This is a genomic window from Nocardia sp. NPDC056611, from assembly GCF_042792755.1.
Taxonomy (GTDB): domain Bacteria; phylum Actinomycetota; class Actinomycetes; order Mycobacteriales; family Mycobacteriaceae; genus Nocardia.
Map to the genome: position 1 here is coordinate 549,770 of NZ_JBHTVV010000004.1, position 15,048 is coordinate 564,817.

Genomic DNA, 15,048 nt, shown 5'->3' on the forward strand with positions numbered 1-15,048 from the left:
GCCTCCGCTCCGCTCCGGCTGGTTCGCGGCCCCGTGGTCTCGATTCTTCCCTCCTCCGCTCCTCCAAGGCGGGACCGTTACGACAAGATCAGGTCAGCCGCCTTCTCGCCGATCATGACGGCCGGGGCGTGGGTGTGGCCGCGGGTGATCACCGGCATCACCGAGGTGTCGGCGACGCGCAAGCCCTCGATGCCGCGCACCCGCAGTTCCGGGTCCACCACGCTGGATTCGTCGCGGCTCATCGCGCAGGTGCCGACCGGGTGGTAGAGCGTGTGGGAGTGGTCCTCGAGGCAGCGGCGCAGCACCTCGTCCAGCGCGGTGTCGGACGGGACGGCGGGTTGCATGAGTTCGCCGATGTGTTCCTTCAATGCGGGCTGGCTGGCGATCTCGACGCAGGTGCGCAGGCCCGCGAGCAGGGCGGCGCGGTCGGCCGGTTCGGCGCAGTAGCGCGGGTTGATGCGCGGCGCGACGAACGGATCCGGCGAGGTGATGGAGACGCTGCCGATGGATTCCGGCTTCAGCAGCACCGCGGCGAAGGTGAGCGCGTGCCCGTCGGGTTCGCCCAGGCCCTCGCCGATGTAGGGGGCGGGCGCGAAGATGAGTTCCAGGTCGGGCAGGTCGAGGTCCTCGCGGCTGCGGGTGAACCCGTATGCCTCACCGATGTTGGAGGTGAGCTGCCCGCGCCGCAGCACGAAGTAGTTGGCGAGTTCGAGCAGGTTCTTGTCCGCGCCGTAGAGGCTGCCGCCGGTGGTGCGGTAAACGATGGGGGCGGCCAGGTGGTCGCGCAGGCCGCGCCCGACCTCGGGCAGGTGCCGCACCACGGGGATGCCCAGTTCCTGTAGCCGGTCGCCGTCGCCGATGCCGGACAGCTCGAGCAGCTGCGGGCTGTTGATCGCGCCGCCGGACAGGATGACCTCGCGTTTCGCGCTGATCTGCTTGGTCTCGCCGCCGATCCGGAATTCCACGCCGATGGCGCGGGTGCCCTCGAACAGCACCCGCGTGGCGTGCGCGTCGGTGACGACGGTGAGGTTGCGTCCCTGCTGGCGGGCGGGCCGCAGGTAGGCGTCGGCGGTGCTCCAGCGGGCGCCGCGCTTCTGCGTCACCATGGTCTGCGAGAACCCTTGCGGCCGATCGCTGTTGGCGCGTTCGACCGCGTATCCGGCTTCGGCGGCGGCCTGCAGGTAGGTGTGGGTGAGGGGGCGGGGGCTGCGCTGGCGGGAGATGTGCAGCGGTCCCTTGCGGCCTTCGCCGGGCTCGCTGGCCTCTTCCACGGATTCGATCCGCTGGAAGTAGGGCAGCACGTTGTCGAAGGACCATTCGGGTCCGGCGTAGCGGGCCCATTCGTCGTAGTCGGCGGCGAAGCCGCGCACCCACATCATGGCGTTCATGGAGGAGGATCCGCCGAGCATCTTGCCGCGCGGCCAGTAGACGCGCCGGTTGCTGAGTTCGGGCTGGGTCTCGGTCCGGTAGTTCCAGTCGTTGTCGCCCTGGAACAGCTGGTTGAACGCCGCGGGGATGTGCGCGAACTTGTCGTTGTCCTCACCGCCGGCCTCCAGGACCACGACGCTGACGCCGGGTCGCTCACTCAGTTTCGCGGCCAGTGCGGCCCCCGCCGATCCGGCACCGACTACGACGAAATCGGCGGTGTGCGGGGTGTATTGGGGCATGGTGACTCCTCGGAAAGACCACGGCGGAGCCCGTCCCGGGCCCCTGCCGTCCCATCGGGGTAACCCTATGGCGGAAATCACCTGGTTGTGAGGTGGATGAATTGATCGGACCTACACGAAAACCGGTGGCGCCTTCCCACTAGGCTGAATACCTATGATCGACCTTCGATTCCTGCGGGAAAACCCCGACGTGGTCCGTGCTTCGCAGCGTGCTCGCGGTGAGGACCCGTCCCTGGTGGATGCCCTGCTCGAGGCGGATGCCGCCCGTCGCGCGGCGGTCGCGACGGCCGACAATCTGCGCGCCGAGCAGAAGGCCCTGGGTAAGAAGGTCGGCAAGGCTTCCAAGGAGGAGCGCCCGGCGCTGCTGCAGGTGGGCCAGGAGCTGTCGGCGAAGGTGAAGGAGGCCGAAGCGGCGGAGAACGCCGCGGACGCCGACCTCGACGCCGCCCAGCGCGCGCTGTCGAACGTGGTGCAGGAGGGCGCGCCCGCCGGCGGCGAGGACGACTACATCGTGCTCGACACTGTCGGCACGCCGCGCGAGTTCGATTTCGAGCCGAAGGACCACCTGGATCTGGGTGAGTCGCTGGGCCTGATCGACATGGAGCGCGGCGCGAAGGTGTCGGGTTCGCGGTTCTACTTCCTGACCGGCTACGGCGCGCTGTTGCAGCTGGGCCTGTTGCAGCTGGCCGCGCAGAAGGCGACGGCGAACGGTTTCACCATGATGATCCCGCCGGTGCTAGTGCGCCCGGAGATCATGCAGGGCACCGGCTTCCTGGGCCAGCATTCGGCCGAGGTCTACCACCTCGAGGACGACGACCTGTACCTGGTCGGCACCTCGGAGGTGCCGCTGGCGGGTTATCACTCGGGCGAGATCCTGGATCTGAGCGGCGGTCCGAAGCGCTACGCTGGCTGGTCGTCGTGCTTCCGCCGGGAGGCGGGCAGCTACGGCAAGGACACCCGCGGCATCATCCGCGTGCACCAGTTCGACAAGGTGGAGATGTTCGTCTACACCACCCCGGAGCAGGCCGACGAGGAACATCGGCGGCTGCTGGCCTGGGAGCGGGAGATGCTGGCCGCCATCGAGGTGCCCTACCGGGTGATCGATGTGGCGGCGGGCGATCTGGGCAGCTCGGCGGCCCGCAAATTCGATTGCGAGGCTTGGGTTCCCACCCAGCAGACCTACCGCGAACTCACCTCGACCTCGAATTGCACGACGTTCCAGGCCCGTCGCCTGAATGTCCGGTACCGGGACGAGAACGGCAAGCCGCAGATCGCCGCCACGCTGAATGGCACATTGGCGACAACGCGCTGGATTGTCGCGCTGCTGGAGAACCATCAGCAAGCGGACGGTTCGGTGCGAGTGCCCGCTGCGCTGGTGCCTTTCGTTGGCGCCGAGGTTTTGGAGCCGCGCTGAGTATTCGCTACTCGGCGTGGCTTATTCCGCCGGATGTGTCTACCGCTGGCTGGGCTTGTGGCTAGGCTGAGCAGCGTGCGAGGAATCGGGTCTCGCGGCGATGCCCGAACCCGGGTCCGGGCGGCATCGGCGCTGGCGACGGCAATGGTCATGGCTCGGACCACCGGGGCGTTCTACGTCATGGGTGGCTTTCTGGGTCTTGCCCTGACCGCCGTCGCTCCGGGTGATGAGGGCAATCGGCCGCTGGTGGGCGTGGCGGCGTTCGTGGCGCTGCTGCTGGGTATCAGCCTGCTCATCTGGGGTCCGAGGCTGCCGCATTCGGTGCATCACGCCTATGTGGCGACGGCGACGGTGCTGGTGACCGTTGCGGTGCATTGGTTTCCGAACACGGTCGGCGCGATCAGCCTGGCCGCGTTCTATGTGTTCGTGGCCTGTGACGCCGCGATCTTCTTCTCGTGGCGCTGGCTGGGCGGGCATCTGGCGTTCGCCATAGCCTGCTGTCTGTGGGTGGTGCCGTCGCGCGGGTTGCCGTGGTGGTCGGGCATCATTCCGGCAGGTATCACCTTCGGAATCGGCATCGTGGTCGGCATTTTGACGCGCATGGCGTCCGACGCCGATATCGATGTGCTGACCGGTCTGCTGAATCGCCGCGGTTTCGATCGCGCGTTGAGCAATGCCATCGCGCACGCCACCCGTACCGGTCAGGGTCTGGCCCTGGTGCTGGTGGACCTGGACCGCTTCCAGAAGATCAACGACCATCTGGGTCACCGGGCCGGTGACGCCGTGTTGCAGCGGGTGGCCGACACCTGGTCGAAACTGCTTGCGCCGGATCAGCGCCTGGCCCGCTACGGCGGTGACGCGTTCGCGCTGTTGCTGCCCGGCACCACCGAGCAGGCCGCGATCCTGTTGACCGAGGAGCTGCGGGCCGCTGTCACCACCGGTTGTTCGGCGGGTGTGACGTCGTGGCAGCCGGGTGAATCCGGTTCGCTGCTGGTGTCGCGCGCGGATGTGGGTCTGTACCGGGCCAAGCAGGCGGGCCGTAATCGCACGGTGCTGGAGTCGTCGCGGCAGCTGCCGCTGGCGGTGGAGCTGCGCGAGGCCATCGACCGCGGCACCCTGGACGTGCAGTACCAGCCGATCGTGAGTCTCACCGACGGCGATACCCGCGCGGTCGGCGTGGAAGCCTTGCTGCGCTGGTCTTCTCACGCGCAGCCGGAGGTCACCACGGAGGGCCTGATCCGGGTCGCCGAGGAATACGACCTCATCTCCGATCTGGACGAGCTGGTGTTGCGCCGCGCCTGCGCCGACGCCGCCCGCCTGCAGGAGACGTTCGCTCAGCTGGACCTGACCCTGAACGTCAATGTGAGCGGCCTGGAGTTGGCCGAGTCCGAGTACGCCGCCCGGGTTTCCGGCATCCTCGAGGAAACCGGCTGGCCCGCCGAGCAACTGGTGCTCGAGGTGACCGAGAGCGAGCTGGCCGCAGAGTCCGAGACCGCGATCGCGAACCTGCACAAGCTGCGTGAGTTCGGCGTCCGGATCGCCATCGACGATTTCGGCACCGGCTACTCCTCGCTGAGCCGCCTGGCCACCCTGCCCTCGGACATCCTCAAGGTGGATCAGTCCTTCGTGGCGTCGATCCGCTCCGATTCCCCCGCCCCGCCGCTGCTGGGCGTGATCGCGGCGTTGAGCAAGTCCCTGGACCTGCAGGTGATCGCCGAGGGCGTGGAGACCGAATACCAGGCCGCGGTCCTCACCGAGCTCGGTTTCGCCTTGGCGCAGGGCTACCACTACAGCGACGAGCACCCGGTCACCGAGCTCATCAACGACCTCAATGAACGCCCCGGCCTGGTCGGCGCGTCGGTGTCGGAGGGCGAGCCGTCCAGCAACGGCTGGATCCCCATCGATAATCCGCTTGACGGTGGTATCCCCGGCGCGCAGAGTTGATCGCATGCGGATGCTGATCTACGCCTGTTGATTCGTTCTTCGTAGTGCTCTGCCCCGCACCGAGCGTGCGGGTTCGACGCACGCACTCACCTTCCGTGCGGTCCTGTTCGCGTTCACCGCGGATCTGATCCCGCTCTACGCGATCTACGCCCTGCTGTTCGCCGATCACGGCCTGAACGCCGCGCAGATCTCGTCCCTGTTCGCGATCTGGTCGGCCACCGCGTTCCTGCTGGAGATTCCCTCCGGAGCCTGGGCCGACACCGTCTCTCGCCGTGGTCTGCTCGTGTTGTCCGGTGCGCTGCTGGCGGCAGGCTTCACGGTCTGGACCCTGTACCCGTCCTACCTGGGTTTCGCCACCGGCTTCGTGCTCTGGGGCACGTCCGGCGCCCTCCGATCGGGCACGTTCGAGGCGCTGATCTACGACGACCTGCACGCCCGCGCGGCGACCACCGAATACCCGCACCTGATGGGTTACGTCCGCGCCGCCACCGAAGCGGCCGCCCTCGCAGGCATTCTCGCGGCCGCCCCGCTCTACGCCTGGGGCGGTTACGCCCTGGTCGCCTGGTCCAGCGTCGTGATCGCCGCCGTCCACACCCTGACCGCGGCCCTGCTGCCCAGTGCGCCGAAGTCAATATCCGCCGCGACTGTCGAGGATCTCGAGGACGTTGACGATGACGATCCGGATGCCGCCGTGGAGGCTCGCCTATCACGAGCGCCGGCAGCCGCGGAACCCGTTGGCTACCTGGCGATGCTGCGCGCCGGATTGCGAGAAGCACTGCACGTCAGGCTGATTCGCCGAGGCGTCATCCTGGTCGCCCTGCTGAACGGCATCACCGCCTTCGACGAGTACTTCTCGCTGCTCGCCGATCACGCCGGCGCCGGACCGTCGCTGGCCGCAGTGCTGGTCGGCGTCACGGTCGCCGGTTCCCTGGCGGGCGCGATGCTGGCGGGCCGTACCGAGCGGATCTCGGCCCGAGTCATGGCATCGGCCCTGGCGGTCGCGGGCGTCCTGTTCATCGCCGGCGCACTGCTGGCGGGCTCGGCCGCCGCCCACCCGACTTCTTTGTATGTCCTGACCGCCGTGGGCTTTTCAGCGGTGGGCATCGCCTACGGCATCGACTACAACGCCGACGTCATCGCCTCGGCCCGCCTGCAGGACGCCATCACCGGCCCGGCCCGAGCCACGGTCACCTCGGTCGCGGGCTTCACCACCGAGGTGATCGCCCTGCTGGTCTTCGGTTTCGCGGCCGTCGCCACCACCTGGCTCCCCTTGCCGTTCATGGTCGCCGCGCTGGGTATCCCTCTCCTCCTGGCCGCCGCCCTGACCCCGACCTGGCTCCCACGCCAGTCTCACACCAGATCTCTTGCAGCCGAGAACGACTAGCCCATGAAACTCGGGGCCCGCGAGTGTGTGGATTCCAGGGTCATTTTGAAATGTAAGCGATTAACTATTTGGGCGGTGGTCGAGAGGTCCGGCCGCACGCTCGATCGAAGGGTTTCACGCATGCGCACTCTCATTGCGGCGGTAGGCATTGCCACGGCACTGACTGTCGGAGCCGGTCAGGCGGGGGCCGCGCCGCTCCCGCTCGTCGACGCTCCGGCCGCGGCCCCGGTCGCGGGGTCCGGCTCGTCCACAGGCTCGGCCTTCCCGATCACGACCGGTTCGGTAGGGGTGGACGCGGCCCTCAATATCGCCGGCACCATCGTGTGCGCGATCATGATCCCCGACTGCTTCCACCGGGAGACGAACGACGTGAGCTAGTCACGTGGGAACGTCGGTGGGACAGGCGTTTCGCGGGCCCGTCGGCACTCGGCGCTCCCCGGAGGTGAGCGTACTCATCGCGCCGCTTCGATAGATCCCTGCCTTGCTACATCCGGCTGTCGGCCACTCTGTCGGTGGCCGCCTCCCGACACCTAATGAGGCGGCTCACCCGGCGCGGTTGTGCACTTGGTCGCGGATTACCGCTAGGGACAGTCGAAGTCACCGTTGCGGACGCCATCGGCGAACGCATCCCATTCGCCGGGGGCGAAGACGAAGGCCGGACCTGTTCGGTCCTTGCTGTCCCGGACGGCGACGCGCCCGCCCTCGACGAAGGCGACCTCCACGCACTCCCCGCCTGCCTGGCTGTAGCTGCTCTTGAACCACTGTGCATCAGACGGCTTCGGGTCCATGACGAATACTCCCTTTGCTAGGCGCGGTCGAATACGCCGCGTCGCACGCCGCCAGTGAACGCATCCCACTCGGCCGGGGTGAACACGAACGCGGGACCGGTCCGATCCTTACTGTCGCGGACGGCCACGTGCCCTTGCTCGACGAAGGCGACTTCGACGCATTCCTGGCCGCCCTGGCTGAAGCTGCTGGTGAACCACTTTGCCTGGGCTAGTTCATCGTTCACGTTGTTCGTACTCCTTCGCTACCCGCGTGAGCAGGTTCATTGTTTCAGGTTCGGTCAGGCTGGCGTCTTTGATCAGCTGGTACTTTTCGGTGTAGAAGCGGACGTCATCCTCCTTCTCGAGGTACATACCGCCGACTGCGAGCTCCAAGAACGCAACCGGCGGCTCCTCGGGTTCGTTCGAGTCGTCGTCGAAGTGCAGGACCACGAACGCGGGCATGGCGCTGCCGCCGGGAAAGCCGGCCTCGAATGGCAACACTCGCAGGCTGATATTCGGGTGCAGCGCGGAGACTTCGACCATCCGCCGCAGCTGCTTCGCCATCGTGGCGGGACTCCCGACCACGTGGCGCAGGGCTCCTTCGCCGATCACGACATCCAGACGTGCGGGCTCGACCCCGCGCAGGATGATGTGCTGGCGATGCACCTTGATCTGCACGCGTCGATCCCACTCCGCCGGAGTGCTCTCCGGCCAGATTCGCTCCACGAGAGCGCGGTCGTAGTCGGCGGACTGCAACAGGCCGGGAATCAGGTTGGGCTGATACGAGACAAGCCGCCGAGCGCATGCTTCCAGCCCGACGTACACGTCGAAATCCTTGGGGATGACGTCACCGTACGCGTGCCACCAGAGTGCACCGGTCGATGCCTGTTTCGCCAGCCCGACGAGACCGTCCTTAATGCCGGGTGGGACGCCGTAGAGCTGACATGCTCGCTCGACGAAATACGACTTGATGCGAGTGTTCTTGCCCTTTTCGGCGCGGTGCAGGGTAGTCGGACCCACCTCGAGTAGTTTGGCGGCTTCCTCGAGACTCATTGAGGCCCGTAGCCGCCAGTCGCGCAGGTGTCGGCCCAGTTGTCGGAGTGGCAGAGCCAAGCCCAAGTCTGGCATGACAGTCCTTCCGTTTCGGATGGCTGTTTCATTCCGCTTCGGATGAAGGATGACAGCCGAAGCGGAAGCCGTGCAGGGCATTTGGAAATTCCGATGCGGATTCATCCGAAACGCTGGGACTCGCCGGATACACGGGCGTCTCATGGTGGTGGGTCCGGTTGAGGGTGCACTCCACTCCGACACCCTCGCCGGACGCGTCTATTCGCACCGATTGAGAGGTCTGTGATGAATCTGCTTGATTGCGAATCGGATCCGGGGCCGATGACGAGGTTCGATGCTCGGCTGGCGTGGCAGATGCACCGGTATTGCGATCGGGATGTGTGCCGGGTGCGGCGGCGGTCGCGGGTCGTGCTGGAGGGATTCGTCAGTGCGGCAGGGGGTTTCGAAATGGGTGCGGAATGACCGCGGGTCAGGGTGGGGCGCGGGTGGAGGATCACTGCGCCAATGGGCGGATTGTCCCGATTTCCCGGGAGCGGGCCGAGGGGATTCTCGCCATTCACGCCGGCTGTGATTCGGCCTGCGCGCGGAAGGCGAGTGCGGCCGCGTATCTGCGCGGTCGGACGGCGGAACCGAGCGAAAGGCACTCCGATGCTGGTTGAACTGTTCTTCGCGGCGGCGACGGTGATCCTGTGCGCGCTGGCGGCGGTACGCATGACTCATGACGCGCCGGTGTCGGCGGCCCGGCACGCGCGGGATCGCTACTCGGTCGCCGCTATCCGGGCGCGCATCGAGGCCGAGAATCGGGCCGAGAGCCGGGCCGCCGCGCTCACGATCCGGCCGGTCGGTCGCGGAAGCCGCCGGTGAGGGGAGAATCGGGCGGTGGAGATGCGGCGGTGGGTCGGGTTGGGGTTCGGGGGTTCCATCGGCGCGGCCGTGGCCGTTCAGGCGCGGATCAATGGGGAGCTGGGGGAGCGGTTGGGGGATGGGATCGCGGCGGCGGCGATCAGTTTCGGTAGTGGGCTGGTGATCCTGGGGGTGGTGTTCGCGGTCAGCGGGCGGCTGCGTGCGGGTGTCGGGCAGGTGCGGGCGGCGCTGGACAGCGGCGAGTTGCGCTGGTGGCAATTGCTGGGCGGCTTGTCCGGCGCGTATTTCGTTGCGTGTCAGGGTCTTACGGTCGCGACGATCGGGGTGACGGCGTTCACGGTGGCCACCGTTGCCGGGCAGCTGGCGAGCAGTCTGGTGGTGGATCGGCTGGGCTGGGGTCCGAGTGGACCTACGCCCGTGACGGCTCTGCGAGTCGGCGCCGCGGTGCTGGGTCTGGTCGCGGTCCTGCTCGCGGTGGTCGGCCGGAGCGGCACCGGTACCGGCTCGCACTCCGCCGCCTCGGTGCTGCTGGTGGTCCTGCCCCTGGTCGCGGGCGTGCTGGTGGCGTGGCAGCAGGCGGTGAACGGCCGGGTGGGTGCGGTCGGCGGACCCTTGTCGGCGACGCTGGCGAACTTCGCGACCGGTACCGCGGCGCTGCTGGTCGTCGAAGCGGTGGTGCTGGTCCGGCGCGGCGGTCTCCACAGTCCGCCGACCGAGCCCTGGCTGTATCTCGGCGGCCTGATCGGGATTTCGTTCGTGGCGCTGGCCGTGGCCGTCGTGCGCTGGATCGGCGTGCTGCTGCTGGGCCTGGCCTCGGTGGCGGGTCAGCTGCTGGCGTCGGTGGTGCTGGATGTGGTCGCGCCGACCGGGGCCGGTGTGTCCGCGCTGGCGGTCACGGGTTGCGCATTGACCTTCGTGGCGGTGGCGGTGGCCGCGAGATCCCGTGCGGGATTGCCGTCGGAACCCGCGTGAGAGACGCCGGACCCGCGGTGTGACAAGGGTTTCCGGTTCGCGGCCGATACCCCGGTACCGGCCGCGATCACCGGGTCAGACCAGTTTCTTCGAGCGCAGCTCGTGGCCCTTGGACGTCTTGCAACGCCCCGATTCCAGGTCCCACTGCCACCCGTGCAGGTTGCAGGTCAGCGTATTGCCTTCCACCACACCGAATTTAGACAGGTCGGCCTTGAGGTGCGGGCAGCGGCGCTGCACTTCCCAGCCGTCGAGTTCGGTGGAGGCGGTGTCGTCGTGCGCCTCGGAGAACCAGCCGTCGGCGTAGGCGATGCGCTCGTCGGTGAGGCATTTGAAGAAGGTGTAGAGGAATTCGTTGTATCCGCCGATGCGCCAGGTGGTGAAGCGCGTGGACAGGAAGATGGTGTTGACCCAGTCGGGTTCGTCGTCGCGCAGCACGGTGCGGACCAGCTGCGGCGCGATGCGGAATCCGTAGCGGTACTTGCCCTCTCCCTCGATGGGTTCGCGCACTTCGCGCTTGGGGAAGTCCAGCACCACGGTCTCGTCGCCCATGACCAGGCCGACGGGGTAGCCGATGCCGTCGCAGATGAGGTCGCTCTGCTTCATGATCGGCTCGAACTTGGCCTTCAGCGCGGGCAGCAGCGGTTCGCCCTCGGCGGGCGCCCAGGTCGCCTTCTCGGCGGCCAGCACGGGAGCCAGGCGCTGGGCCATGTCCTCGATGTAGGCGGCCTTGTCGCCGTAGATGGTGTCGGGGTCGACGGGGTGGGTGAGCGAGAGCAGTTCCTTGCCACGCAGATCCGCGGTCGAGCCGGGGATCAGCAGCAGCCCGCCCTCGTTGCCGTGGATCTTCATCTGATCCAGGAAGGTGATCTGGTCGGGGAAGATATTGCCTTCGTCGCCGCGGTCGTCGTTGAGGTAGCGCAGCTCGTCGTCGAGGAACACCGGCGGACCGGCGGACGGCACCACCCAGGTGGCCCCGACCTGCTCGATATAGGAGCGGGCGCGGTCCATGCCGCGCTGCCGCTTCTGCTTGCCGAAGTTGGCCTTGGTCTTGGTCGGAATGTCGTAGACCATCGGGTACCAGATGGCGCCCGAGTACTGGAGCAGGTGGATGTCCACGTGCCCGAAGTTGTCGTGCAGCACGTCCATGTCGACGGGTCGCGCGTCGTTCATGTTGAAGCAGACGGTTTCCCCGTCGGCGACGACGAGCGCGGAGTCGCCGATCGGTCCGTCGGCGGGCGCGCGCAGCGCGATGATCATGATGTCGAGGTCGCCGCCGGGTCCGGTGACAGTGGTCTTGACGGAATCCTCGGTCTCCACGAACTTGGTGAACCCGAGCGCCTCGAGCTCCCGCTTCAGGTCCGGCACCGGGTAGTCGGGGAGCAGGACGGTGGTGTCCTTATTGATCTTGTCCGCCAGCAGCTTGGCGTCCCAGTGATCGCGGTGCAGGTGCGACACGTAGAGGAAGTCGCAGTTGCCGAGCTCGTCCCAGTCCAGCTGGGTGTTGTCGGGGAACGGGAACCATGACCCGAAATAGGCCGGATTGACCCATGGATCGCAGAGGATCGTTCCGGCCGCGGTTCGGATGTGGAATCCGGCGTGTCCGACGCTGGTGATCTGCACGAGCTTCATTCCTCCCTGACCGTTACCAGCCACCCAGACTACTGGCTGGCCGGAGACGTCACCGATGCAGTAACCCCTCGGTGCCCGACTTCGAGATGTATATCTATTTCGTCTGACTACCCGCATCGGACCTGTTTCAGTGTCACCGCGTCACATCAAAACGGGGTGCTGTTACCCGGATCACTGGATGCCGCGCGGGCAGCGACTACGCTAGCGGAACTGTGGAACCCGTCTACTACCCGATCATCGGGCTGGCCCGCACTGTTTTCGCGCTGCAGGGCCTGAAGTTCGCCATCAAGGGCGACGACAATATTCCGTCGACCGGTGGTGCGGTGATCGCGATCAACCACACCGGGTACATGGACTTCACCTACGCGGGCCTGCCCGCCCGCACCACGAAGCGCTACATCCGCTTCATGGCGAAGAAGGAAGTCTTCGACAATGCCGTCACCGGCCCGGTCATGCGTGCGCTGAAGCACATTCCGGTGGACCGGTCGGCGGGCGCGGATTCCTATCACGAGGCCGTGGCCCGGCTCAAGGCCGGCGAACTGGTCGGCGTCTACCCCGAGGCCACCATCAGCCGCAGCTTCGAGCTGAAGGACTTCAAGTCAGGCGCGGCCCGCATGGCCATCGAGGCCGGCGTCCCGATCATCCCGATCGTCATCTGGGGCGCGCAGCGCGTCTGGACCAAGGGCCACCCGAAGCGCCTGGGCCGTACCAACACCCCGGTCTCCATCGCGGTCGGCAAGCCGATCCAGCCCTTCGAACCCGCTTGGGCGCTGACCGAACAGCTCAAGGGCACCATGCAGGAAATGCTGCTGGACCTGCAGAAGGACTACATCCACGAGCCCGGCGCCTACTGGGTTCCGTCCCGTCTGGGCGGCGGCGCCCCCACCCTCGAGGAGGCCAACGAGATGGACCGCCGCGAAGCCGAGGAGAAGGCCGCCCGCCGCACCCAGCGGTCCGCCGACTAACTCGGATCCGACCCGCTGACGGCAGACAGCCATGTGGCCGTGGCCGCCCCCACCATGGTGGCGGCCACGAAAGCCCCCACCCCGCCGCCCGCCACGTACACCCACAGCAACCCGGCGAACGGCCCCGCCACCGCGGACTGCGCATCCAGCAGCACCCGCCGCCCCACTCCGGTCCGCCCGATCGCCTCGGGATCCACCCGCTCCGGATTGTCGACGAGCCGACCCACCGGCTCCGAATCCCGCACTCGCCCCGACGGATACATCCGCCGCCCGTCGACGGACACCTTGCGCCCGCCGATCTCGGCCGTCCGAGGCGTGAGCGTCACCAGCCCCGGTTCGAAATACACAGGCAGCCACCGATTCCGGCCATCGACGCTGAACTCCAGCCACGACCGGCTCACCAACCGATGCTGCTGCCGCACCCGCCGCACCGCCAGTTCCTTCGCCCCACCGCGCAACCCGGCGGGCAGATACCCGAACGCGACCGCGAACCGAAACCCGGTGTACCCCAGAATGACCGCCGCCACGGCGATCAACATCGCACCCTGCTCCGGATCAGCGAACGGGACCCAGGCGAGGGTCATCGCCAGGGTCCCGATCGTCACGAGCGCCGGATAGGCCAGGGGGTGGCCCATCCGGGAATTCACTTCAGGAAGCCGATTTTGGTGTAGTCGAGGCTGGCCAGACCGGCCGCGCCGTAGTTGGCGAGGTTGCCCCGAACGGCCACGTTGCCGGCCGACTGCATGAGCGGCAGGGAGTGGCCTTCCGCGAAGATCTGCTTGTCGACCTGGTTGGCCAGTTCGATGGCCTTGTCGGGGTCGAGCTCGGAGACGGTCTTCTCGATCAGGTCGTTGAGTTCGGGCGAGCCGATGCGGCCGTAGTTGCCCTGCAGGTCATTGGTTTCGGGGTGGTAGCCCCAGATCTGGTCGATGCTGCCGAGCGGGAACAGGTCGCCGACCCAGCTCCAGTGCGCCATGTCGAAGTCACCGGGCTGGATCACCTTGGTGAAGTAGTCCTGGCCGGGCTTCGTCACGATATTGAGCTTCACGCCGATCGAGGCCAGATTCTGCTGCATGATCTGTGCCATCTGCACCCAGGTGTCGGCGTTGTACATCACATCGCGGAACTCGAGCTTCTTCCCGTCCTTCTCGCGGATGCCGCCACCGGCGGGCACCTTCCAGCCGAGTTCGTCGAGTTCCTTGGCGGCCTCGTTCGGGTCGAAGGCCGGAGCGTTGTCCTGATAGCCCTTCTGTCCCGCCATGTAGATGTGGTTGTTGAGCGGCTTGGGATCGACGACCAGGCCGGTCTGGATGGCGGTGGCGATACCCTGCCGGTCGATGGCCTTGCCGACGGCCACGCGCAGCTTGGGGTCGGCGAAGATCGATCCGGGCGCGCCGTTGAAGGTGATGTGCGACCACGAGTTACCGGGCGCGTGGCGAATGACCACGCCCGGCGTGTTCTCGGCGGTCTTGCGATCGTCGCGTGAGCCGATGCCGACCACGTCGATCTCGTTGTTCTGCAGGGCCGGCATGGTTGCCTGGTCGTTGAGCACGCTGAAGGTGATGGTGTCGAGCTTGGGGGTGTCACCCCACCACTTCGGGTTGTGCCCCAACACGATCCGGCCTTGCCCCCGATCGGTGGACTGAACCATGAACGGTCCCGAGGTCAGCCCGATGGCGTCCACGTATCCCCTGTTGAAGGATTCCGGCGTGCTGGTCACGGACTTCGGGTAGAGGAAGGAGTTGCCGGCGAACTGGCCCTTCCACTCCGAGAAGTGCTTGTTGAAGGTGAGGACGGCCTGCCGGTCGTCGGTCCCGCGCTCGATCTTCTCGACCCGGTCCCAACCCTGGTTGTTGGCGAGCAGGTAGTCCTTGTTGCGTCCGCTGAGCGCGTTGCCCTGGGCGGCGATGTCCTCCCAGGTGATGGGCGATCCATCGGACCAGACGGCCTTGGGGTTGATCGTGTAGGTGACCTGCTGCGGATTCGTGTTCGTCAGCTGGATATCGGTGAAGTAGTTCGTGTCGATCGAGAGATTGCCCGACGCATCGGATTTGAAGGCGCGCGGCATCATCGACCGTTCGACGCCCATGATCTCGGCGTCATTGCCGTCGATGTTCAGCGTGTTCCAGTTCGGAGGGAACGCCGACATGGCCAGCCGCAGATTGCCGCCGTCCTTCAGGTCGGCGACATCGTGCGGATTGATATCGCTGGTGGTGCCGAGCTCGGCTTTGCCCTGCGGCGCGGTACCGTCGTCGCCCCCGCATCCGGTCGCCACCATTGTCACGGCGACCAGTGGGACCGCGAGCTTCGTTCCGATCGAGCGAATCCTCACCGGTTGCTCCTTCCGTTGGAGTTCTGCTGGAACACTCTCCGC

At 66.9% G+C, this 15,048-nt stretch carries 14 protein-coding genes; 7 read left to right on the forward strand and 7 right to left on the reverse strand.

Going from position 1 to position 15,048, the window contains the following annotated elements; all coding sequences use genetic code 11:
* Positions 1-77 precede the first annotated feature (77 nt).
* Positions 78-1,667 carry a GMC family oxidoreductase gene (locus tag ACFRAQ_RS23920; RefSeq protein WP_379103141.1) on the reverse strand — a complete coding sequence of 530 codons (1,590 nt, stop codon included), beginning with the start codon at positions 1,665-1,667 and terminating at the stop codon, positions 78-80.
* A 154-nt stretch (positions 1,668-1,821) separates the two neighbouring features.
* Between ACFRAQ_RS23920 and serS the strand changes: the two genes are divergently transcribed.
* From serS to ACFRAQ_RS23940, 4 genes are all read left to right on the forward strand, one after another.
* Positions 1,822-3,081, forward strand: coding sequence for a serine--tRNA ligase (gene serS, locus ACFRAQ_RS23925; RefSeq protein WP_379103143.1), 1,260 nt, complete (start codon positions 1,822-1,824; stop codon positions 3,079-3,081).
* A 150-nt stretch (positions 3,082-3,231) separates the two neighbouring features.
* On the forward strand, positions 3,232-5,025 hold the full coding sequence (locus ACFRAQ_RS23930) for a putative bifunctional diguanylate cyclase/phosphodiesterase (RefSeq protein WP_379103146.1): 1,794 nt from the start codon (positions 3,232-3,234) through the stop codon (positions 5,023-5,025).
* 103 nt (positions 5,026-5,128) lie between these two features.
* On the forward strand, positions 5,129-6,409 hold the full coding sequence (locus ACFRAQ_RS23935) for an MFS transporter (protein ID WP_379103758.1): 1,281 nt from the start codon (positions 5,129-5,131) through the stop codon (positions 6,407-6,409).
* 120 nt (positions 6,410-6,529) lie between these two features.
* Entirely contained in the window at positions 6,530-6,787 is a 258-nt protein-coding gene (locus tag ACFRAQ_RS23940; protein WP_379103148.1) for a hypothetical protein, read from the forward strand.
* A 203-nt stretch (positions 6,788-6,990) separates the two neighbouring features.
* Here ACFRAQ_RS23940 and ACFRAQ_RS23945 read toward each other — a convergent pair whose 3' ends face one another.
* The 3 genes from ACFRAQ_RS23945 to ACFRAQ_RS23955 are packed head-to-tail and all read right to left on the reverse strand — an operon-like array spanning position 6,991 to position 8,295.
* A complete protein-coding gene (locus ACFRAQ_RS23945; protein WP_379103150.1) occupies positions 6,991-7,197 on the reverse strand; it encodes a DUF397 domain-containing protein in 207 nt (68 codons plus the stop codon).
* Positions 7,198-7,214: 17 nt separating this feature from the next.
* The gene (locus ACFRAQ_RS23950; protein ID WP_379103152.1) at positions 7,215-7,421 is read right to left on the reverse strand and encodes a DUF397 domain-containing protein; all 207 of its coding nucleotides are present in this window, start codon (positions 7,419-7,421) and stop codon (positions 7,215-7,217) included.
* The gene (locus ACFRAQ_RS23955) at positions 7,411-8,295 is read right to left on the reverse strand and encodes a helix-turn-helix domain-containing protein (protein WP_379103154.1); all 885 of its coding nucleotides are present in this window, start codon (positions 8,293-8,295) and stop codon (positions 7,411-7,413) included. The genes ACFRAQ_RS23950 and ACFRAQ_RS23955 overlap by 11 nt, the downstream gene beginning before the upstream one ends.
* 597 nt (positions 8,296-8,892) lie before the next feature.
* Between ACFRAQ_RS23955 and ACFRAQ_RS23960 the strand changes: the two genes are divergently transcribed.
* Positions 8,893-9,108 carry a hypothetical protein gene (locus ACFRAQ_RS23960; protein WP_379103156.1) on the forward strand — a complete coding sequence of 72 codons (216 nt, stop codon included), beginning with the start codon at positions 8,893-8,895 and terminating at the stop codon, positions 9,106-9,108.
* 21 nt (positions 9,109-9,129) lie between these two features.
* Positions 9,130-10,080: a DMT family transporter gene (locus tag ACFRAQ_RS23965; protein ID WP_379103760.1), complete on the forward strand. Its 951-nt coding sequence runs from the start codon at positions 9,130-9,132 to the stop codon at positions 10,078-10,080.
* 75 nt (positions 10,081-10,155) lie between these two features.
* Here the strand turns inward: ACFRAQ_RS23965 and ACFRAQ_RS23970 are convergent, their stop codons facing one another.
* Positions 10,156-11,700: a Rieske 2Fe-2S domain-containing protein gene (locus ACFRAQ_RS23970; protein ID WP_379103762.1), complete on the reverse strand. Its 1,545-nt coding sequence runs from the start codon at positions 11,698-11,700 to the stop codon at positions 10,156-10,158.
* Positions 11,701-11,921: 221 nt separating this feature from the next.
* Between ACFRAQ_RS23970 and ACFRAQ_RS23975 the strand changes: the two genes are divergently transcribed.
* Entirely contained in the window at positions 11,922-12,674 is a 753-nt protein-coding gene (locus ACFRAQ_RS23975; RefSeq protein ID WP_379103158.1) for a lysophospholipid acyltransferase family protein, read from the forward strand.
* Here ACFRAQ_RS23975 and ACFRAQ_RS23980 read toward each other — a convergent pair.
* Entirely contained in the window at positions 12,671-13,258 is a 588-nt protein-coding gene (locus tag ACFRAQ_RS23980; protein ID WP_379103765.1) for a hypothetical protein, read from the reverse strand. The genes ACFRAQ_RS23975 and ACFRAQ_RS23980 overlap by 4 nt on opposite strands.
* 59 nt (positions 13,259-13,317) lie before the next feature.
* Positions 13,318-15,006 carry an ABC transporter family substrate-binding protein gene (locus tag ACFRAQ_RS23985; RefSeq protein ID WP_379103160.1) on the reverse strand — a complete coding sequence of 563 codons (1,689 nt, stop codon included), beginning with the start codon at positions 15,004-15,006 and terminating at the stop codon, positions 13,318-13,320.
* Between the last annotated feature and the right edge of the window lie 42 nt (positions 15,007-15,048).

What these genes read in the sequence shown, in the direction of transcription:
- ACFRAQ_RS23920 (WP_379103141.1), bottom strand. Translation starts at nt 1,667, where the DNA reads ATGCCCCAATACACCCCGCACACCGCCGATTTCGTCGTAGTCGGTGCC.
- ACFRAQ_RS23965 (WP_379103760.1), top strand. Translation starts at nt 9,130, where the DNA reads ATGCGGCGGTGGGTCGGGTTGGGGTTCGGGGGTTCCATCGGCGCGGCC.
- serS (WP_379103143.1), top strand. Translation starts at nt 1,822, where the DNA reads ATGATCGACCTTCGATTCCTGCGGGAAAACCCCGACGTGGTCCGTGCT.
- ACFRAQ_RS23960 (WP_379103156.1), top strand. Translation starts at nt 8,893, where the DNA reads ATGCTGGTTGAACTGTTCTTCGCGGCGGCGACGGTGATCCTGTGCGCG.
- ACFRAQ_RS23980 (WP_379103765.1), bottom strand. Translation starts at nt 13,258, where the DNA reads ATGACCCTCGCCTGGGTCCCGTTCGCTGATCCGGAGCAGGGTGCGATG.
- ACFRAQ_RS23930 (WP_379103146.1), top strand. Translation starts at nt 3,232, where the DNA reads ATGGCTCGGACCACCGGGGCGTTCTACGTCATGGGTGGCTTTCTGGGT.
- ACFRAQ_RS23940 (WP_379103148.1), top strand. Translation starts at nt 6,530, where the DNA reads ATGCGCACTCTCATTGCGGCGGTAGGCATTGCCACGGCACTGACTGTC.
- ACFRAQ_RS23945 (WP_379103150.1), bottom strand. Translation starts at nt 7,197, where the DNA reads ATGGACCCGAAGCCGTCTGATGCACAGTGGTTCAAGAGCAGCTACAGC.